This window comes from Rhizobium sp. Leaf341, from assembly GCF_001424325.1.
Lineage (GTDB): Bacteria > Pseudomonadota > Alphaproteobacteria > Rhizobiales > Rhizobiaceae > Ferranicluibacter.
In genome coordinates this window covers 218,728-236,432 of sequence record NZ_LMPE01000012.1, presented here as the reverse complement: position 1 = coordinate 236,432, position 17,705 = coordinate 218,728, and the positions used below count along the sequence as shown (strand labels likewise).

At 64.0% G+C, this 17,705-nt stretch carries 20 protein-coding genes and 1 pseudogene; 15 read left to right on the top strand and 6 right to left on the bottom strand.

Annotation, left to right across the window (positions count from 1 at the left end):
• Window positions 1-92: 92 nt before the first annotated feature.
• A pseudogene (locus ASG03_RS22020) lies at window positions 93-441 on the top strand (transposase); the annotation flags it as partial.
• Window positions 442-544: 103 nt separating this feature from the next.
• Here the strand turns inward: ASG03_RS22020 and ASG03_RS14055 are convergent.
• Genes ASG03_RS14055 through ASG03_RS14040 form a run of 4 tightly spaced genes read right to left on the bottom strand, consistent with a single transcriptional unit; the run spans window position 545 to window position 3,964 of the window.
• Complete coding sequence (locus tag ASG03_RS14055) at window positions 545-1,804, bottom strand: ABC transporter substrate-binding protein (RefSeq protein ID WP_062694036.1); 1,260 nt, start codon at window positions 1,802-1,804, stop codon at window positions 545-547.
• Between the two features lies 1 nt (window position 1,805).
• Window positions 1,806-2,852 (bottom strand): aldo/keto reductase, encoded by a 1,047-nt coding sequence (locus ASG03_RS14050; protein ID WP_062694035.1) that lies wholly within the window; start codon window positions 2,850-2,852, stop codon window positions 1,806-1,808.
• Between the two features lie 10 nt (window positions 2,853-2,862).
• Complete coding sequence (locus tag ASG03_RS14045; protein WP_062694034.1) at window positions 2,863-3,216, bottom strand: TIGR04076 family protein; 354 nt, start codon at window positions 3,214-3,216, stop codon at window positions 2,863-2,865.
• On the bottom strand, window positions 3,209-3,964 hold the full coding sequence (locus ASG03_RS14040) for a GntR family transcriptional regulator (protein WP_338012402.1): 756 nt from the start codon (window positions 3,962-3,964) through the stop codon (window positions 3,209-3,211). Before ASG03_RS14040 ends, ASG03_RS14045 begins: the two co-directional genes overlap by 8 nt.
• A gap of 178 nt (window positions 3,965-4,142) precedes the next feature.
• Between ASG03_RS14040 and ASG03_RS14035 the strand changes: the two genes are divergently transcribed.
• The 4 genes from ASG03_RS14035 (at window position 4,143) to ASG03_RS14020 (ending at window position 6,334) form a co-directional block, all read left to right on the top strand.
• Window positions 4,143-4,508 carry a thiol-disulfide oxidoreductase DCC family protein gene (locus ASG03_RS14035; RefSeq protein WP_082475760.1) on the top strand — a complete coding sequence of 122 codons (366 nt, stop codon included), beginning with the start codon at window positions 4,143-4,145 and terminating at the stop codon, window positions 4,506-4,508.
• A 94-nt stretch (window positions 4,509-4,602) separates the two neighbouring features.
• Window positions 4,603-5,616 (top strand): NAD(P)/FAD-dependent oxidoreductase, encoded by a 1,014-nt coding sequence (locus tag ASG03_RS14030; protein WP_062694032.1) that lies wholly within the window; start codon window positions 4,603-4,605, stop codon window positions 5,614-5,616.
• On the top strand, window positions 5,613-6,038 hold the full coding sequence (locus ASG03_RS14025; RefSeq protein ID WP_062472760.1) for a DUF3429 domain-containing protein: 426 nt from the start codon (window positions 5,613-5,615) through the stop codon (window positions 6,036-6,038). Before ASG03_RS14030 ends, ASG03_RS14025 begins: the two co-directional genes overlap by 4 nt.
• Before the next feature lie 32 nt (window positions 6,039-6,070).
• Window positions 6,071-6,334, top strand: a complete 264-nt coding sequence (locus tag ASG03_RS14020; RefSeq protein WP_062472758.1) for a hypothetical protein — start codon at window positions 6,071-6,073, stop codon at window positions 6,332-6,334.
• A gap of 10 nt (window positions 6,335-6,344) precedes the next feature.
• Here the strand turns inward: ASG03_RS14020 and uxuA are convergent, their stop codons facing one another.
• Window positions 6,345-7,535, bottom strand: coding sequence for a mannonate dehydratase (gene uxuA, locus ASG03_RS14015; RefSeq protein ID WP_062694031.1), 1,191 nt, complete (start codon window positions 7,533-7,535; stop codon window positions 6,345-6,347).
• Window positions 7,536-7,644: 109 nt separating this feature from the next.
• Here uxuA and ASG03_RS14010 point away from each other — a divergent pair, with 109 nt between their 5' ends.
• Genes ASG03_RS14010 through ASG03_RS13995 form a run of 4 tightly spaced genes read left to right on the top strand, consistent with a single transcriptional unit; the run spans window position 7,645 to window position 10,940 of the window.
• On the top strand, window positions 7,645-8,394 hold the full coding sequence (locus ASG03_RS14010; RefSeq protein ID WP_244475258.1) for a FadR/GntR family transcriptional regulator: 750 nt from the start codon (window positions 7,645-7,647) through the stop codon (window positions 8,392-8,394).
• The gene (locus tag ASG03_RS14005) at window positions 8,387-9,184 is read left to right on the top strand and encodes an SDR family NAD(P)-dependent oxidoreductase (protein WP_062694030.1); all 798 of its coding nucleotides are present in this window, start codon (window positions 8,387-8,389) and stop codon (window positions 9,182-9,184) included. The genes ASG03_RS14010 and ASG03_RS14005 overlap by 8 nt, the downstream gene beginning before the upstream one ends.
• Window positions 9,185-9,202: 18 nt before the next feature.
• A complete protein-coding gene (locus tag ASG03_RS14000; protein WP_244475257.1) occupies window positions 9,203-9,901 on the top strand; it encodes a D-lyxose/D-mannose family sugar isomerase in 699 nt (232 codons plus the stop codon).
• Between the two features lie 19 nt (window positions 9,902-9,920).
• On the top strand, window positions 9,921-10,940 hold the full coding sequence (locus ASG03_RS13995; protein WP_062694029.1) for a zinc-dependent alcohol dehydrogenase family protein: 1,020 nt from the start codon (window positions 9,921-9,923) through the stop codon (window positions 10,938-10,940).
• A gap of 24 nt (window positions 10,941-10,964) precedes the next feature.
• Here the strand turns inward: ASG03_RS13995 and ASG03_RS13990 are convergent, their stop codons facing one another.
• Window positions 10,965-12,407: a phospholipase D-like domain-containing protein gene (locus ASG03_RS13990; RefSeq protein ID WP_062694028.1), complete on the bottom strand. Its 1,443-nt coding sequence runs from the start codon at window positions 12,405-12,407 to the stop codon at window positions 10,965-10,967.
• Window positions 12,408-12,572: 165 nt separating this feature from the next.
• Between ASG03_RS13990 and ASG03_RS13985 the strand changes: the two genes are divergently transcribed.
• From ASG03_RS13985 to ASG03_RS13960, 6 genes are all read left to right on the top strand, one after another.
• Window positions 12,573-12,860: an acylphosphatase gene (locus ASG03_RS13985; protein ID WP_062694057.1), complete on the top strand. Its 288-nt coding sequence runs from the start codon at window positions 12,573-12,575 to the stop codon at window positions 12,858-12,860.
• Window positions 12,861-13,010: 150 nt separating this feature from the next.
• A complete protein-coding gene (locus tag ASG03_RS13980) occupies window positions 13,011-13,676 on the top strand; it encodes a Rieske (2Fe-2S) protein (protein WP_062694027.1) in 666 nt (221 codons plus the stop codon).
• A complete protein-coding gene (locus ASG03_RS13975) occupies window positions 13,673-14,533 on the top strand; it encodes an aromatic ring-hydroxylating oxygenase subunit alpha (RefSeq protein WP_062472745.1) in 861 nt (286 codons plus the stop codon). The genes ASG03_RS13980 and ASG03_RS13975 overlap by 4 nt, the downstream gene beginning before the upstream one ends.
• Window positions 14,533-15,192, top strand: coding sequence for a glutathione S-transferase family protein (locus tag ASG03_RS13970; RefSeq protein ID WP_062694056.1), 660 nt, complete (start codon window positions 14,533-14,535; stop codon window positions 15,190-15,192). The genes ASG03_RS13975 and ASG03_RS13970 overlap by 1 nt, the downstream gene beginning before the upstream one ends.
• A gap of 1 nt (window position 15,193) precedes the next feature.
• The gene (locus ASG03_RS13965; RefSeq protein ID WP_062694026.1) at window positions 15,194-16,573 is read left to right on the top strand and encodes an amidohydrolase; all 1,380 of its coding nucleotides are present in this window, start codon (window positions 15,194-15,196) and stop codon (window positions 16,571-16,573) included.
• A 28-nt stretch (window positions 16,574-16,601) separates the two neighbouring features.
• The gene (locus ASG03_RS13960) at window positions 16,602-17,702 is read left to right on the top strand and encodes a BMP family ABC transporter substrate-binding protein (RefSeq protein ID WP_062694025.1); all 1,101 of its coding nucleotides are present in this window, start codon (window positions 16,602-16,604) and stop codon (window positions 17,700-17,702) included.
• Window positions 17,703-17,705: the final 3 nt, after the last annotated feature.

The window sequence follows — 17,705 nt, the reverse complement described above, 5'->3', positions numbered from 1 at the left end:
CTCTGGAAAGGCAATGCGTGTAGCTTTCGAGGTAGCGTTGCATTCAAGCTGGAACCAGCACCGGTGTGTTCAAGGATGAAGTGCGACTTGCGGCCAATGTGCCTTCGCTGGTCGAACGGGTCCGCCGATTTGCAGTCTTTCTGCGAAACAATGGCCGGCAGTCCAGATCGGTGATGGACGGCCTGATCCGCTTGCTGCAATCCCTGCCCCCTAGCCCGTCGGTCGGTCACCTTCGACCGAGGCACCGAATTCACCGACTGGCCCTACCTGCAGGCTAGCCTCGGAACACAGATACGGTTCTGCATTCGGCTGTCGCTCAGCGGCGGTGATCTCACCGAGAGATGCCATCACCTGAACACAACGCCACGCAAACACCACGGCGATAAGACACCGGCAGACGTCTTAAGCCAGAAACGCCTCCCCCAGATCAGGCGCACCGGTCAGCCTCTCGAAGCGAGCTGGTCGCGCTTCAGCGTAAACCGCACACCTCGCATCGCGCTTTCGAAGGCCGGCAGGACCTTGCCTGCCGACCTGTTGCCGAGACCTATTTGCCGTCTTTCAGCTTGCCGACCTCTTCCGCGCTCAGCTCACCGACGGTCGTCACGTCACCGTTGGCAATCTTCCACAGCCGGAAGGGCCCGGTGATATCGCCATACTGGTCAAAGCTCACGGGGCCGATGACGCCTTCGTATTTGATCGGCTTGCCCTCCTTGATCAGCGAGAGAGCCTTGACGAACTCCTCCTTGCCGGCGTGGATCGGCGTGCCGCCCTCGGCCACGACCTCGCGCATGGCCGTCTTGATGGCCGCCGCGTCCGACTTGCCCGCCTTGGCAATGGCAAGGCCGACGATCGCACCGGCATCGTAGGACCGGTCGGCCGCGGGTGCCGACGGCGAAATGCCGCCGGAGAAGGCCTCGTAGCTGGCGTTGAAATATTCCGTCGATGCCGTCGGGCTGGTGCCCGAAGACGTGCCGTAGGCGTTTTCGAGATATTGCGCGCCGACGCTCTCGATGAAGTCCTTGGAGTTCATGCCGTCGTTCAGGAGAAAGGTCTGCTTGCCGCCGCCGGAGATCCAAGCGCGGGCGATCGTCGCGCCATCCACGGGCGTGCTCACGAGATACAGCGCATCCGGTTCGCCGGCCATCGCAGCACTTGCTTCCGAGGCATAGCTCGACTGCTTCTCGTTGTAGGGCGTCGTCGAGGTAATGGTGCCACCCAGCTTTTCATAGGCCGTCTTGAATTCACGCACCATGTTGACGCCAAAGTCGTTGTTGACGTTGATGATCGCGATCGTCTTCAGACCCTGGTCGATCGCATATTTTGCAGCTGCCGTGCCCTGCAACGCGTCCGAGGTGATGGTGCGGAAGAAGACACCGTTGGTCTTGCCGTCGCGACCGAGGGCGGTCAGCGTCGGCGACGACGATGCCGGGGAGACCTGCACGACGCCGGCCGGCGCGGTCACCGAGGTCAGGATCGGGATCGACACCGAGGAAATGATGCCGCCGATGATGACCGGCACCTTCTTGATGTTGACGAGCTGCGTTGCCTGGTCGACCGCGACGTTGCCCTGGCTCTGGCTGTCGCGCGTGTCGGCCACGAGCTTGCAGCCTGCCACGCCGCCGGCGTCGTTGATGTCGCGGAAGGCCATCTCGACGGACTTCGCGCCTGCCTGGCCATACTCTCCGGCCGGGCCCGTCAGCTCCATCACCAGACCGACCGTAATGTCGCAATCGGCGGAACGTGCGGGCGAGGCGGACGCGGCGAGTGTGGTGAACAGCGCGGCAAGCAGATAGGACGATTTCATTTCATTCCCCCTTGTTGAGATTGTATTTCATGATGGACCCGTGGCGCCCCGTGCGATCGCGCTCCAGCGCATAGACATCGCCCTCCAGCGGCACCGCTTCGGCCAGTGTCGCGTCGAGCGCTGCGTGGTCCTCCCCGTCGAGCGTGATATTCGCGATGGCGAGGTTCGCCGGCAAATGGTTCCGGTTGCGGGCACCGACGATGACGGCGGCGACGGCGGGTTTTGTCAGGAGGGCTGCACTCGCCACGGTCGCGATGTCGGTTCCGTGCCGGTCGGCAATGCGGCGCAACGTGACGAGCAGCGCCTGGAACAGGTCCCAGCCGCCGAAATCATCGATGATCAGCTTGTACTTGGTCAGCGATCGGTTTTCGAGCGGATGCTCCGGTTCCGCCATTCCCAGCCAGCGGTCGCTCAGAAAGCCGCCGGCAACCGTACCATAGCAGAAAAGGGCAAATCCCGCATCGCGCGCCAGCGCGGCCATGCGTTTTTCCGGACGACGGTCGAGCAGCGAATATTGCAGCTGCAGGGAGGCAATGGGAACGCCGGCGTCGATCATGGCCGCGACATGGTCGGTATCGAAGTTGGTAAGGCTGACTTTTCCGATCTTGCCCGCCTCCGAAAGCTCCCGCAGCCATCCCGCCGTTTCCAGCCAGCCGGGAACGTCGAGCGCCCACCAGTGAAACTGCACGAGATCCAGCGTTTCCAGATGGAGCCGCTTGCGAGACGTGTCGATCACGCTCTCGACATAGGCCTTGTCGATGGTCGGCAGGACCGCCAGATCGGGCACGAATTTGGTATGCACCCGAATGCGCGCCAGCGCTTCAGCACCGCGCAGCCGACCGTAGGCGATGCGGAAGCGACCGATCAGCTCCTCGACGCCGGTGTAGATGTCGGCACAATCGAATGTCGTGATCCCTGCATCGGCGAAGGCAATCATGTCCTCCACCGCCGTCTCGGCATCAACAGTCCCGTGACCGCCGGCCAGTTGCCAGCCGCCGCGGATGACGCGGGAGATCTCGTAGCCAGGAGCGATAGAAATGCGTTGCATGTCGTGAGGCCTATGTTGCGTCGGTCAAGGGAACGGCCGTCGTTTCGGCATGGCTGAAGCGCCGGTGCCGCAGCCGCGTGATGCGCAGCCGGGTGGAGCAATGCGGATCTGGACAGGCGATGTCCGCGTCCGTCGTCATCCAGTCGTTGCGGTGCGTCGGACGCTGCTTGGCCGCAAGCAGCGGCAGAACGGACGCGAGCGAATAGATGGAAAAGCCCTGCCCGTCGGGCAGATGCAGCATCTCGCCATGCAGTTCGAAATGGTCTCCGGGCCGCGCGCCACAATAGACAGCGCCGCCCTCGGGAATGATCACGTCGACGCGCAGGTCATAGAGTTCGAAGCCGTCATCGCCTGCCTCAGCCATATCGCACCTCCGTTGTTTCTTGCGCTTCCAGCCGCCCCCGGATGAGATCGAACGAGCGGCTGATGTCGTTCGTGAGCGACTGCAACGCTTTGTCCGCGTCGCCGGCTTCGAGGGCCGCGATCAGCGCCCAATGGTGGTCCGTCGCCGCCAGCCCGCCCTGCGCGTCATGTATCTGCGCCGCCTGCCTTATGATGGCGCCAGACTGCAGCCAGAGGCTCTCGACGATCGACAGGAGCACAGGGGAGCGCGCAACGCTGTAGAGGTGGAAATGAAAGCGGTAATTCAGCGCGGACGTGACCTGTCCGATATCGCGGCCGTGTTCCTCGAAGGCAGCATCGCAATCCAGATTTGTCTGCCTGAGGACCGCCAGATCCTCGCGTGTCAGATGCGGCAGCGCGAGCAAGACCATTTGCCCTTCGATGAGGGTTCGGGCGCGCGCGAGATCATCGAGCCGAGAGCGGGTGATCAGCGGCACGCGGACGGAGCGGTTTGGCAGCGCTTCCAAGGCCTTCTCCGAGACCAGCCTCCCGAGCGCCTCGCGCACCGGCATGGTGCTTGTCTGAAGACGCTCGGCAAGATCGACGATGCGCAGCACGTCACCGGCATCGAACATGCCGTTGATCAAAGAATGGCGGAGCTTCGCGTAGACGCGATCGTGCATCGTCTCTCGCCCGACCGGAGAGAGCGTCGTCTCATCCGTTCCGGCGTTCGAGGCTTCCGTTTCTTTGCTGCCACGCGCTCGCTTCACGCTCGTCCCCCGCCTGATGAGCTAAGTTTGATCAAACATCATCGATCAAATCAAGCGTCTTTTGGACGGTGACGTGACCATGGGGTTGATCCATATCGGCTGCTTCTTCGTAACCGGAGCGCAAACCCCTGAATGCCGCATTCGGACGTTCAGGCCATAGACAGGATGGAAGCAAGCCTTGGTCGAGACCGTCACCGTCTGGTTCGACAGCAGCTGTCCTTTATGTCAGCGTGAAATTGCGCTGATGCGACGGCTCGACCGTGCCCATGCCATCCGTTTCGTGGATGCCTGCAGTCCCGACACGTCCTGCCCGATCGACCGAGGCGATCTCCTCGCCCGCTTTCACGCCGAGGAAAACGGCCGGCTGTTATCGGGCGCTGCGGCCTTCGCCGCGATGTGGCGCGCCATCCCCCTGCTGCGGCCACTCGGCATCGTCGCAGGCTGGAAACCGGCGACACCCGTTTTCGAGTTGGCCTATCGCGGCTTCCTTCGGGTTCGTCCGCGTTTGCAGCGTCTGTTTCGACAGGAGGTGGCTGGGCGATGACGCATGGCCCGGCAGTTGCCGTCAGGGACGCCGGCGTTACATCGTCCTTCAGTGTCTGCCTGGATGCGGGGCAGAACGAGCGGCCGGGGAAGATATGAGCGATCTCAAACGTGTGGCGATCATCGGTGCGGGAATGGCGGGCCTGACGCTTGCCCGCGCTCTTGGCGGCCACGCCGCCGTGCGGATCTTTGAAAAGAGCAAGGCCGTCGGAGGCCGGATGGCCACGCGACGGATCGACGATGTTTCCTTCGATCATGGCGCCCAGTACTTTACGATCCGCGACCCGCGTTTTCGCGACATGCTGGACGCGGCCGCCGATGACGGCGTCATGGCGCGATGGGGCGCGGATATTGTCTCCCTGCCGATCCTGTCCTCTGACGACCGTTCCCCGGTCGACACCGCGCGGGAAAGAGACCCGCGATACGTCGGCACGCCGCATATGACTTCCGTTCCGAGCTGGATGGCACGCACGTGCGATGTCGCCTTCGACACGGAGGTCGCTTCGATCCGCCATCTCGCGGGGGCCTGGGTTCTACAGACGCATGCCGGAGACGTCGGCCCCTTCGACTGGGTGATTGCGACCGCGCCAGCGCCACAGGCGGCCGCCCTGTTGCCGGAGACATTCACGCATCGGAAGGCTGTGCTCGACACCGCGATGAATGCCTGCTTCACCCTGATGGTGACCCTGCGCTCGGGGGCGGATACGCCGTTTGCGGCCGCGCGTCTCGAGGATCCGGTGATCAACTGGATCTCCCGCAACGATCGCAAACCCGGACGCGGGGCGCGTCCCTGCCTGGTCGTGAACGCCAGGCCGGACTGGTCGGACGCGCATCTGTCCGATCCGCTCAACATCCTGCGCCAAAACATGCTGGCCGCGCTGCGACGCCACGTGCCGCTCGATGACGACGAGGCGGACAGCGCCATCCTGAAGCGGTGGCGCTACGCCAATGTTGCGCGGCCTGCCGGCCAGCCTTTTCTGCTTGATTCCAGCCAGCGTCTCGCCTGTTGCGGCGACTGGTGCATCGCGGGCCGCGTCGAAGCCGCCTTCCAGAGTGCGACCCGGCTGGCGGACGCGCTCGTCCCGCTGTTGAAAGAACCCGCCGAATGAGCCCCCTGTCGAAAACAACGTCTACCGTGCTGACCTATGCCGGTGCCCTGCCGTTCTGGCTCCTGCTCATGGCACCCCAGACGCTCTTCGGCGTCGACACGACAGAGGCATATCTTGCCTATGGCGCTGTTATTTCGGCGTTCATGGCCGGAACGCTCTGGGGCGTGGCGCAGATGGGCAAAGCCGGCATCGCCACCATCGTCGCCAGCAATGTCCTGGCCCTTTTGTCCTTCGCCACGCTGCTCCTGCAGCCGCCGGCGCTGGCCGCCGGCATCCAGCTGGTGGTCTTCGGCATGCTTCTTCTCGCCGACCGGATCGTCTTTGCGGGAGATGCAGAGCGTCGGTGGTATCTTCGTCTTCGCACAGGCGTCACCGTCGTCGTCGCGCTCGCCTATGTTGCGATGCTCTACCGACTGGCTTAGACCGGCACCAGACACCGACAGGAGCGAGAAACATGCTGCTACTCAACAAGCCGCGGGGAACGGGCCCCTACCCCGACCGGGACATCGCCTGTCAGGAAGCCGTCGAGCAAACCTTCCTCGACATCGCCAAGGGCCTGACGCCCGAGAACATTGTCGAGACCGCTTCCGGCCGCCTGCCGCCGCCGCTCCAGCGCCTTGCGAAAGAGGCTGAAAAGGTCGGCTGGGGTCTCGAAGAAGCGGAGGTCGCGATCAGCGAGCTCGCGCAGAACCTTCTGGACGACATGTCGGCCATGTAGGCCGGTTGCCTCAGACCGGAGATCCGCCGTCGAACGCGTCGACGGCGGCAATGACGCCGCGAAGCTCGGCCAGGCCCTTCAGGCGCCCGATGCAGGAATAGCCGGGATTGACGGTTTTCGTCTGGTCGTCGATCAGCAGGTGGCCATGATCGGGGCGGAAGGGAATGACCTTGTCGGACCGCCCCGCCGCGTCACGCCGTCGCTCTTCGCGCCGCAGAACCGTCGTCAACGCGACCATGTCGACATCGCCGTCGAGGTGATCCGATTCCGTGAACGAGCCATCCGCCTCCTTGCGCACATTGCGAAGGTGGACGAAGTGGATCCGCTCGGCAAACCGCTTCGCCATGTCCGTCAGGTCGTTGTCGGGCCGCGATCCATAGGATCCGGCACACAAGGTCAGTCCATTTGCCTCGTCGTCGACGCTCTCGAGAAGGGCCGCGATATCGTCGGCCGTGGAAACGACCCGCGGCAGGCCGAACAGCGAGAACGGCGGATCGTCGGGATGGATCGCAAGACGAACCCCGTGTTCGGCTGCCACCGGCACGACCTCTCGAAGGAAGGCAATGAGATTGGCCCGCATGTCCGCCGAGGACATCTCGTCGAAGCTTGCGATCTGGGCGCGGATGCCGTCGCGTGTGTGCGTATCCTCCTTGCCCGGAAGGCCGGCGATGATGTTGGTCTCGAGTCGCAGCAAGGCTTCCTCGGACAGAGCCTCGAAACGCTTGCGCGCCGTTTCCACGAGGTCGGGCCGGTAGCTTTCCTCGGCGCCACGGCGCTTCAGCACGAACAAATCGTAGGCGGCGAAATCAGCCATGTCGAACCGCAGGGCGAGCCCCCCGGTTGCGGTGGGATATCGCAGATCCGTGCGTGTCCAGTCGACCACCGGCATGAAGTTGTAGCACACCACGGGAACGCCGGCCCGGCCGAGGTTGGCAAGGCTGACCTTCCAACGGTCGATGAAGTCGCGGCATTGCCCGTTGCGCAGCTTGATCGCCGAATGGACCGGAATGGACTCGCAGACTGACCAGACCATGCCTGCACGCTCGATGGCCGCCTTTCGCTCCAGAACGTCGTCGAGGGTCCAGGCGCGACCGTCATAGATGTGGTGCAGCGCCGTGACGATGCCATGGGCACCGGCCTGGCGCGCATGCGACAGGGTCACAGGATCATTCTCGCCAAACCATCTCCAACTTTCCAGCATTGACGTCCTCTCGATTTAATGTAGGACAATAAACGCATCTGACGTCGTTTTGCGCAAGCGAAAAGCCTATAGACTTTGAAATGCCCAACATAATGTTGAGACCTCGCAAATGTCGGCACGAATGAACACGGCCTCGGACCTGCCGGACACCAAGGCGTCGGCGGTGGACGAGGTGGTGATGCAGATCCGGGCCATGATCCGGGACCGCCACATGGGCATCGGGGATGTTCTGCCGGGCGAGGTCGAGCTTGCCGAGATGTTTGCAACCAGTCGCGGGACGATCCGCGAGGCCATCCGCACGCTGAAGGCCTATGGCATTGCCGAGTCCCGCCAGAAACTCGGCGCGGTGCTGACCGACGGGCACAACACCGCGATGCAGGATCTCTTCGCGTTCGCCATGGAGGTTTCAACGGATGCGTTCCAGGACATCCAGGGCTTCAGACGCCTCACCGAAATGAACCTCTTCGATCTCCTGGTGGCGCATCTGGATGCCGAAACCTTGGCAAGGCTGGACGCCATCAATGCCGCCATTCCCGCGGCGACAAGCGCCGACGAAGCCTCGGAACGCGATTTCGCCTTCCATATGGCGCTCGTCAGCGCTGCCGGCAATCGCACGCTGACACAGACATATGGCATGCTCCAGCCTGTCATCCGCCGATTGATGATGGCGGGCAAGACCAAGCGTTCCACGCTGGACCATGTCTTTGCCGAACATCAGGCGATCGTGGAGGCGTTGCGCAGCCACGACCGGATCGGCTTTGCCTATCATATGGATCGGCATCTGAGCGCAGGGCTCGTCTTCATGCCCGACGCCCGGATTCCCGGGTCGAGACAGTCAGAGGAGATGGGCCGTGCGTGAGGAGAAGCGCGAATTGGCGCAGAAGATCGCCGTCGTCACCGGCACCACGGGCATCGGACGGGCAGTCGCCCTCACGCTCGCCGACAGCGGTGCGACCGTGTTCGCGCTCGGCATCGACCAGCAGGCCAACGCGGCGCTGCGCGAGATCGCAACGGCGCGCGGCCTTGCCGTGTCCGTGCTCGACGTCGATGTCTCCATTCCCACGGCGGTCCAGGCGGCCATCGCCACCGCAGCGGCACCCGCCGGGGGTCTCGACATCATCGTCAACGCCGCTGCGATCCATCCCTATGGCGATGCCACACAGACGTCGTTCGAGACGTTTCTGCGCTGCATGGCGGTCAATGTCGGCTCCATCCATTTGACGGCCCAGTTCGGCGTTCCCGAGATGCGCAGGCACGGCGGCGGCGTGATAGTGAACCTGTCGAGCGTGCAGGGCCACGCCTGCCAGAGCGGCGTCTCGGCCTATGTCGCCTCCAAGGGTGCCATTCATGCGATGACACGGGCTATGGCGCTCGATTTTGCGGCCGACCGAATTCGCGTCGTGTCGATCAGCCCGGGTTCCGTCCGCTCGCCCATCCTGGAACTGGCCGCTCGCACATTCGAGGGCCCGGAAGCGGATATCGAAGAGGTCTTCCGGCGGTTCGGCGCCGCGCATCCGATCGGGCGAATCGGTGAGCCGGAGGAGGTTGCCGATCTCGTGGCGTTCCTCGTCTCGGACAAGGCCGCCTTCATCACAGGCTCAGACCATCGGATCGACGGCGGCCTCACCGCCGGCATCGGCGTGCGATAACATATCAAGGAGAACGCCATGACGGACAAGCTGCTGCGAAGCACCATCAACCGCTCTCTGCGCGAGGCCGAGCTCTTCATGGCCTCCCATGGATATGTCCTGCCCCCCTTCGCCAATTGGACCCCGGCCGACATGCAGAGACGCCGGGGCGAGATCGGCAACATCATCGATGCGGGCCTCGGCTGGGACATCACCGATTTCGGCCTCGGCGATTTCGAGCGGACAGGGCTTCTCCTGTTCACGACCCGCAACGGACGCCTTGCCGACCTGAAGCGCGGCGGCGGCATGCTCTATGCCGAAAAGGCCATGATCTCGCGAGAAGGCCAGATCACGCCGAGCCACACCCACCTTCTGAAAACGGAGGACATCATCAATCGCGGCGGCGGAACCCTGGTGGTCGAACTCTTCGGCGACACCGAGGGAGCCTGCAACCGGAGCAAGGGAACGACCGTGCTCTGCGATGGCATCGAGCGCGTGCTGCCGCCCGGCGCACGGCTCACTCTCGAGCCGGGTGAAAGCGTTACGCTCCGGCCGGGCGACTGGCACGCGTTCTGGGCGGAAAGGGCCGACGTTTTCGTCGCGGAGGTCTCGACCGTCAACGACGATGCGGCCGACAACATGTTCGAGAACCCCGCCGTTACCCGCTTCTCCGGGATCGAGGAGGACGAGGCCCCGGCCCGCCTGCTTGTGTCCGACTACGCAACCTGGCTTTCCTGAAAGCGAAAAGGAGGGGCCCATGAAAGCGCTGTTTCTCGACGCTGTCGGACAATTCGCCCTGCGGGACACCCCCAGGCCCGAGCCGGGTCCGCACGACCTGCTCGTGCGCGTGGAAGCGTGCGGCATTTGCGGCACGGACCGGCATCTCTTTCTGGGGGAGTTCCCCGCAAAGCCACCGGTCACGCTCGGGCACGAGTTTTCCGGGATCATCGAAGCCGTCGGCGCGCGCGTCTCTGGTTTTGCGCCGGGCATGCGCGTAACCGGCGATCCGAACATTGCCTGCGGTCGCTGTCCGGAGTGCCACCGGGGCCGCGTCAATCTCTGCCATCATCTTCAGGCGATCGGCATTCATCGCAATGGCGGCTTTGCCGACTACGTCCTTCTGCCGGAGACACAGGCGTTCGCCCTGCCCCCGTCGCTCGATCCGCTCCACGGCGCCTTCTGCGAACCTCTCGCCTGCTGCCTGCACGGTGTCGATCTCGCGGAGATCAAGCCGGGCTCTTCCGTCATCGTCATCGGCGGGGGCGTCATCGGGCTGCTCGTCGTGCAGCTCGCGCGTTTGGCAGGCGCAACCGAGGTTGTCCTCCTGACGCGCAGCGAAAGCAAGCGCAGGCTGGCCGAGGGTCTCGGCGCAACCGCAACGCTCGACCCTTCCGGCGGCAATGTGGTCGAAAGCACCGTCGGGCCTCATGGCGCGATACCGGGAGGCGCGGATGTCGTCTTCGAATGCGCCGGGCTTCCCGAGACCGTCGAGCAGGCACCTCACCTCGCGCGACGCGGCGGCACGGTCATCATCCTCGGTGTTCTCCCGCAAGGTGTGACGGTCGCGCTCTCGCCGTTCGACCTCTTGTTCCGGGAGATCAAGCTGATCCCCTCATTCCTCAACCCCTTTACCCATGCCCGGGCCGCAGCGCTGATCGCCGCGGGCACGATCCAGGTCGCACCCCTCATCAGCCGGACGATCCGTTTCGATGAAGCGGCCGACGCCATCTCCCATCCTGCCGGAAGCGGCGAGATCCGGGTTGTCGTCGTCCCCTGAGCGTCGGCATCATCGCGCATGTCCTCAGGATCGGCGGAACCGCCGCTTTAGAAAGCGCGACGTCTTGTAAGTCACGCCGGCCGGCCGCTCGGGATCGGTGATATCGGACTCTGCCATCAGCTCCTCGGCCGTCGTCAACTCCCGCATCGCGACCGGCACGAGACGACGTCCTGTCTCGGGTGTCAGCCGCTCGATGGCCTTGACCAGCGAGCCGTGCTCGACGATGGCATCAGCCACTTCTTGCGCCGTCCGCCCGAGATGTTCCCCGATCAGCGCATCGCGACGGGTTGCAATCGTCTGCGCCGTTTCAGGCTCGTTTTCCCGCGCCTCAATCAGCACGTCGCATTCCGTGTCGTAGCCCATGGATCGGTTGTTGAGATTGGCGGAGCCGAGCTTCAGGATCCGGTCGTCGGCAATCATGATCTTGGCATGGACATAGATAGGCGTACCCGCATCATTGACCGGATAGAGAAGTCGGAACCGGTCGAACCTGTCGGCATCCCGCACATGCTTCATCAGCCGAATGCGGGCGGAATCCATGACCTGCGCCTCGAGCCAGCCGTTCGCCCCTTGCGGATTGATGACGACGACCTCGGGTCCCTCCGGCTCCGCAAGGCGAGCGGCCAGCGCTTCGGCGATCCGTCGCGAGGCGAAGTACTGGCTTTCGATATAGAGCGTCTTTCGCGCGGCAGCGATGATCGCAAGTGTTGCCGTCTCGATCTCGACGACCTGCCGGCGCCGGTCGTACTCCGGCAGGGTGCGCGCGATGCCGAGATCGATATTGCGGAAATCCACGGCGAGATCGTCCGGCCAGGGGTTTGATCCGCTCTCCACGGGTGCGAGCGTCTCCCCCGTGGCCTCGAGCCAGCGGGATCGCGCGAGTTCGGCCAGGGCAGCCGCCGCTTTACCCGAAAAGCACGTGGTCGCGTCGTGCCAGGGATCCTGCGCGAACCCCAGCGGCGAGCGGCGGCGCTTGTCCTTTTCGAGGTGATCCGTCGTATCCCACCGCCCGACCGTCATGTCGATCCCGCCGCAGAAGGCAACGGCGTCGTCGATGATGAGGAGCTTCATGTGATGGGCCGACATGGCCGGGTGAGCGCTGTCGAGCTTCAGGCTGACGCGATCCGAAAACAGCCAGCCGAGCATATAGACCGGCGTCTCGCCGCGGACGAGCGAGGCGAACAGGCCCATATCCCATTTCAGAATACGGATGTTCAGCGCATCGTTTCTCTTGGCGAGCCAATTGAAAAACCGACCGAGCTTGTCGGGCGTTCCGTCCGTGCTCTTGCCCGGCACCAGATCGATGCGCGTGTCGAAATCCCAGCCGATCAGCACGATCGATGTCTTCGCCTTCAACATCGCCTGCCGCGCATGGCGGAAGAAGGCCTCGGCATCGACGATGACCGAAAGCCGATCCGCCCGCGCGATCCGCCAGCAGGTTTCTCCCTCTGCCAGTATCGTGTCCATCACCCCTCGCTTCCGTCAACGTTCCGCAGCACAAGATAGGGCCTGTTCAACGCCCGGCCATCTCCCGATGCCACGGAAGTTCGCGTGACCGACCTTGCCGCGTTGATCTGCAGCGCTTGATGGTCGAGGATGCGTCGAACGCAATGCCGGAGACATGGAATGGTGATGGTGCAGGACAAAACGGACGAGATCCAGCAGCGGATGACGATCCTTGGCGAGCTCGATATCGCGGCCTTTCTCCCCTGGATCCATCGGCATGCGGCAAAGCTCGGACTAAGCCAGACGGTCGCCCACGCCGACGACGCACGGATTGAACTCGACCTGCGCGGCCCCGAGGCCCTGATCGACATGATGGAGATCGGCTGCCTGCTCGGGCCGATCGATGTCTGGGTCGAAACGATTGCCCGCGCACCGTGTAACGCCCAGTTTCCCAACGCAAAAACAACAGTTTGATGGGAATGACGAGAAACCTGTTGCCCGTTATTTGATCACGATTGCCAATGCGTTTTTTCTATGCAAACGTAAGCCCAACGGAGCTGAGAGTCCGGCGGTCTGCTCGTTCTCTCTCCTCGACAAACTTGGACCTTCCCGGGAATTTGACGCATGCGCTCCGATACGACAGGCTTTTGGACGCCAGTCGCCCTTTCTGCCGACGTCCTGGCCGGAACTGTCATCCCGGCACGCGTTTCCGCAGGAATCATTGCCCTCTGGCGCAGTCAATCCGGACAGGTCGCAGCCTCCGCAGATCGCTGTCCTCATCGCGGCATGAGCCTCTCGCACGGTTTCGTGCGCGGTGAGGCCCTCTCCTGCATCTACCACGGCTGGAGCTATGGGCAGGACGGGCGCTGCGTCCGCATTCCCGCGCATCCGGGCCTGACGCCCCCGGAGACCATCCGTGTCACGACCTATGCGGTCCGCGAGAGCGATGGCATCGTATGGGTCGCGGAAGGCACGCCGGCGTCCGATCCGCCGTCGCTTGCCGGATGGATCCCGCTGCGGACCCTGACCGTCGAGGCCGACCGTGAGGCGATCGAGACGGCGGCGGGCGCTTCGGCCGATGCGGACGGCTTGCTCGAGACGACCCGCGCCGACGCGCGGCTCTGCCTCCTGCTCTCCCCGTCTCAGCAGGTTCGCACCGGGATGCAGACCGTCACCCACGTGCTTGTCGCAGACGGGTGCTTGCCGCCTGTGCGCATTGCGGCGTCGAGGAGCGCCGAGAGGCTGCGGCGCAGGGCGGAGACCGCCGCCGAGAAAGGACGCTTGCCATGACGGACGATACCGCCTCCGCTCAGGCCATGACCGACGAATGGTATCCGGTCGGCCTCATCAGCCAGCTCGACAAGACCGGAAGGCAAACCGCCCTGATGGGCGAGCCGATCGTCGTCGCTCACGATGCCGATGGCCAGGCGCTCGTGACGGGCCATAACGGCCGGCGTCTCCCGGTCAAGCTGCGCTACGGGCATGTCTGGTCGTCGCTGGGCACGCCGAAAAAGGATATTTTCGCGATCCCCGAGGCCGATCAGCCCGGTCGCCGCTTCGTGGATGTCGGCGTGGTGCGCGTGCGGTGCTCGCCGCTGCGTGCCGTCGAGAATTTCCTCGATATCGCGCATTTCCCGTTCGTCCACACCGATGTGCTCGGCGCCGAACCGCACACCGAGGTCTTGAACTACACGGCGGAAATCCGTCCGGATGTGGACGAGGTCTGGGCCACGGAGGTCAAGTTCTACCAGCCGCAGGCGTCGAAGTCCGCCAGCGGCGGCATCACGACGGAGTACATGTATCGTGTTCCTGCGCCCACCTGCTCGGTGCTCTACAAGACCTGTCCGCCGCGGCCGACCGAGTGGGATGTGATCACGCTTTTCGTCCAGCCGCTGGCCGAGGATCTGTGCGACGTCTGGCCGTGGATGGCGCTGTTCGACGACGAGACGGCCATGACCGATCTCATTCACTTCCAGCAGATGATCTTTCTTCAGGACCGCTCGATCCTCGAAAACCAGGTCCCCCGTCTGCTGCCGCTTGATCCGGGCATGGAGATTCCGACACGCGCGGACTTAACGTCGATTGCCTATCGGCGCTGGCTGAAGCGGCACAACTATACCTATGGCGCACAGCTGGTGGCGCGATGATGAGACTGTACGACTACGTCCTTTCGCCGAGCTGCTACAAGGTTCGCCTGATGGCGGCGCTTGCCGGCGTGTCGCTGGAGTTGAGACCCGTCGACTTCCACCCCGGAGCGGAGCATCGGGGACCGGAGCTGTTGTCGCTCAACCCGGCCGGCTCGCTTCCCATCCTCGTCGACGGGGACCTCGTCCTGACGGAATCCTCGGCGATCCTCGTCTATCTCGCGGGCAAGGCCGCGTTGCAATGGCTCGGACGCGCGTCGCCGGTCGATGCCGCGCGCGAGCAGCAGTGGCTGTCTTTCTCGAGCCGGCTGACGACATCGCTCGGGTCGGCGCGTCTGCACGAGATGTTGCTGCGTCCCGGCGACATCGGCGCCCTGCAGGCGGCGGGCATCGCCGCGCTTCGCGAGCTGGAAGCCGGGCTCGTCGAGCAGCGCCTGCAAGGCCGGGCGTTCCTTGTGGCCAATGCGCCGACGGTCGCCGATATCGCGTGTTTTCCGTATGTCGCGCTGGCACCGGACGGCGGCGTCTCGCTCGACCCCTACCCCGCGATCCGCCTCTGGTCGCGCGCTCTTCGCGCGCTTCCCGGCTTCATCGAGATGCCCGGAATTCACCGCCTGCACGAGCTGAAACCCGAACCTCTTCTCGAACCGGGCGTGGTCTGACATGAGCGGCTATCTCCTCACGAACTGTGCAGCCGCGATCGTCGACGAGGGCGATGGACTCCGTGTGCGTCGCAATGTCGACCTGCTGACGGTGGGGTCCGCCATTTCCGCGATTGGCGTCGATATCGCGCGCGATGCCCTGCCCGCGGGCACCGAGGTTCAGGATGCCAGTGGCTGGTTCGTCTATCCCGGCCTCGTCAACACGCATCACCATTTCTTCCAGTGCTTCGTGCGCAATCGGGCCGATCTCGACTGGACGAAGCTGTCGGTGATCGAATGGCTCGATCGCATCTATCCGATCTTCTCGCAGCTTACCGAGGCCTGCTTCTACCAGTCGTCGCTGACCGCCATGGCCGAACTGATCAAGCACGGCTGCACCACCGCTTTCGACCACCAGTACAATTTTCCGCGACACGCCGGAACGCAGCTGATCGACCGCCAGTTCGAGGCCGCCGACCTCCTCGGCATGCGGTTCCATGCGGGGCGCGGCGGCAACACGCTGCCGAAATCCGAGGGGTCGACCATTCCCGACGAGATGCTGGAGACGACCGATGCGTTCATCGCCGACTGCGCCCGCCTGATCGATCGCTATCACGATGCCCGCCCCTTCAGCATGCGCCAGGTCGTCGTTGCACCCTGCCAGCCGGTCAACTGCTATCGCGAGACCTTTGCCGAGTCCGTGTCCTTGGCGCGCGATCGCGGCGTGATGCTGCACACGCATGTCGGCGAGGGCGAAAGCCCGGTCATGCAGGCCCGCCACGGCCGCCGCACCGTCGACTATCTGGAAGAGCTCGGCTTTGCCGGGCCGGACACCTTCTACGCCCATTGCTGGGAGCTGACGCACGACGAACTGCGGACGATGGCGCGAAGCGGCACGGGCGTCTCGCACTGCCCGGAGCCCGTCTACCTCGTGGGCGCCGAGGTGACAGACCTTCCCGCCATGTCCGCCTTTGGACTGCGCCTCGGGCTCGGCTGCGATGGCGCCGCCTCGAACGACAATTCCAACCTAATGCACTGCCTGCACTCGGCCTACATGCTCCAGTGCCTCGTCTCCTCCCGCCGTGCGCATCCGGTACCCTCGCCGGTCGATTTCCTGCGCTACGGGACGAGCGGCGGCGCGAGCCTGCTCGGCCGCAGCGATATCGGACGTCTTGCGCCCGGCATGGCTGCGGACCTCTTCGCCATCGACACGCGGCGCATGGACTATGTCGGCACCCGCCACGATCCCTTAAGCCTGATTGCACGCGTCGGCATCGGTGCGCCGGTGGACATGACCATGATCAACGGCCGGATTGTCTGGCAGAACGGCGAATTTCCGGGTCTGGACGAAGCGCAGATGGCCGCCGATGCCGAAGCCGCACTGGCAAACGTTGCATTCTAAGACAATAACAACACAGGGAACCGTACTCATGAACACCGATCTGACACGCCGACACCTGATGAAAGCCGCCGCAGCGACGGGCCTTGTCGGCGCGCTGGGAAGCCGCCTTGCCATGGCCGCCGACGAACCCTTGGGAATCGCCCTGGTCATCCCGTCGCCGATCGGTGATGTGGGCTGGGGGCACGCTCTGGCGGCCGGGCTCGAGCCGATCAAGGCAGCCTACGGCGACAAGGTAAAGGTCACGATCCTCGAGAACATCGCCGAAGGACCCGATGCCGACCGCATCATGACGAAAACCGTTGCGGACGGAAACAAGGTGCTGATCGCCGGCTCCTTCGGATACCAGAACGGCGCGCTGCAGATCGCCCGCCGCGATCCCGGCGTGACCGTGCTGCATGCTTCCGGCTTTCAGGTTGCACCGAACTTCTCACCCTTTGCCGCCAAATATTTCCAGGGCACCTACCTGCTCGGCATGGCCGCGGCCGCCCTTTCCAAGACGGGCAAGCTCGGCTCGGTCTCGGCTTTCGCCATTCCCGAGCTGATCACCTCGATCAACGCCTTCACGCTCGGTGCACAGGCCGTCAATCCGGCGATCGAAGTCTCCGTGGTCTGGGTGAACTCCTGGTTCGATCCGGCCAAGGAGCAGGAGGCCGCCAAGGCGCTGATCGCACAGAAATGCGACGTGATCTTCTCCAATGCGCAGGACACGCCCTCGGTGGTGGCCGCCTGCGAGGAGGCCGGAATCTACGCCTTCAACCTGAATTCCTCGATGAAGAAATATGCCGAAAAGACGTATCTCGGCTGCGTGTCGACCGACTGGTCGCCCTTCTTCAAGGCCTCCGTCGAGGCCCATCTCGCCGGCACGTTCAAAGGTGCGAACGCGTTTCTCGGCGTTGCGGAAAAGGTCGTGGAGGTCGTCGACTGGAACCCCGCCATCCCGGCCGACACGATGACCAGGATCAAGGATATCGAGGGACAGATTGCCGCCGGCAGTTTCTCGCCCTTCACAGGCCCGATCACCAAGGCCGACGGCAGCGAAGGCGTGGCGGCCGGCGTCACGCTGGCGGATCCGGAGATCATTGCGATGAACTGGCACGTCAAGGGTGTCGTCACGCCTTTGCCCAAGTAAGTC

Bases quoted from the DNA above. Each gene is read 5' to 3' on its own strand.
- ASG03_RS13965 (WP_062694026.1), top strand. From the start codon at position 15,194: ATGAGCGGCTATCTCCTCACGAACTGTGCAGCCGCGATCGTCGACGAG.
- ASG03_RS13970 (WP_062694056.1), top strand. From the start codon at position 14,533: ATGAGACTGTACGACTACGTCCTTTCGCCGAGCTGCTACAAGGTTCGC.
- uxuA (WP_062694031.1), bottom strand. From the start codon at position 7,535: ATGCTGGAAAGTTGGAGATGGTTTGGCGAGAATGATCCTGTGACCCTG.
- ASG03_RS13990 (WP_062694028.1), bottom strand. From the start codon at position 12,407: ATGGACACGATACTGGCAGAGGGAGAAACCTGCTGGCGGATCGCGCGG.
- ASG03_RS14050 (WP_062694035.1), bottom strand. From the start codon at position 2,852: ATGCAACGCATTTCTATCGCTCCTGGCTACGAGATCTCCCGCGTCATC.
- ASG03_RS14010 (WP_244475258.1), top strand. From the start codon at position 7,645: ATGTCGGCACGAATGAACACGGCCTCGGACCTGCCGGACACCAAGGCG.
- ASG03_RS13980 (WP_062694027.1), top strand. From the start codon at position 13,011: ATGCGCTCCGATACGACAGGCTTTTGGACGCCAGTCGCCCTTTCTGCC.
- ASG03_RS14030 (WP_062694032.1), top strand. From the start codon at position 4,603: ATGAGCGATCTCAAACGTGTGGCGATCATCGGTGCGGGAATGGCGGGC.
- ASG03_RS13995 (WP_062694029.1), top strand. From the start codon at position 9,921: ATGAAAGCGCTGTTTCTCGACGCTGTCGGACAATTCGCCCTGCGGGAC.
- ASG03_RS13985 (WP_062694057.1), top strand. From the start codon at position 12,573: ATGGTGCAGGACAAAACGGACGAGATCCAGCAGCGGATGACGATCCTT.
- ASG03_RS13975 (WP_062472745.1), top strand. From the start codon at position 13,673: ATGACGGACGATACCGCCTCCGCTCAGGCCATGACCGACGAATGGTAT.
- ASG03_RS14020 (WP_062472758.1), top strand. From the start codon at position 6,071: ATGCTGCTACTCAACAAGCCGCGGGGAACGGGCCCCTACCCCGACCGG.
- ASG03_RS14000 (WP_244475257.1), top strand. From the start codon at position 9,203: ATGACGGACAAGCTGCTGCGAAGCACCATCAACCGCTCTCTGCGCGAG.
- ASG03_RS14055 (WP_062694036.1), bottom strand. From the start codon at position 1,804: ATGAAATCGTCCTATCTGCTTGCCGCGCTGTTCACCACACTCGCCGCG.
- ASG03_RS13960 (WP_062694025.1), top strand. From the start codon at position 16,602: ATGAACACCGATCTGACACGCCGACACCTGATGAAAGCCGCCGCAGCG.
- ASG03_RS14025 (WP_062472760.1), top strand. From the start codon at position 5,613: ATGAGCCCCCTGTCGAAAACAACGTCTACCGTGCTGACCTATGCCGGT.
- ASG03_RS14045 (WP_062694034.1), bottom strand. From the start codon at position 3,216: ATGGCTGAGGCAGGCGATGACGGCTTCGAACTCTATGACCTGCGCGTC.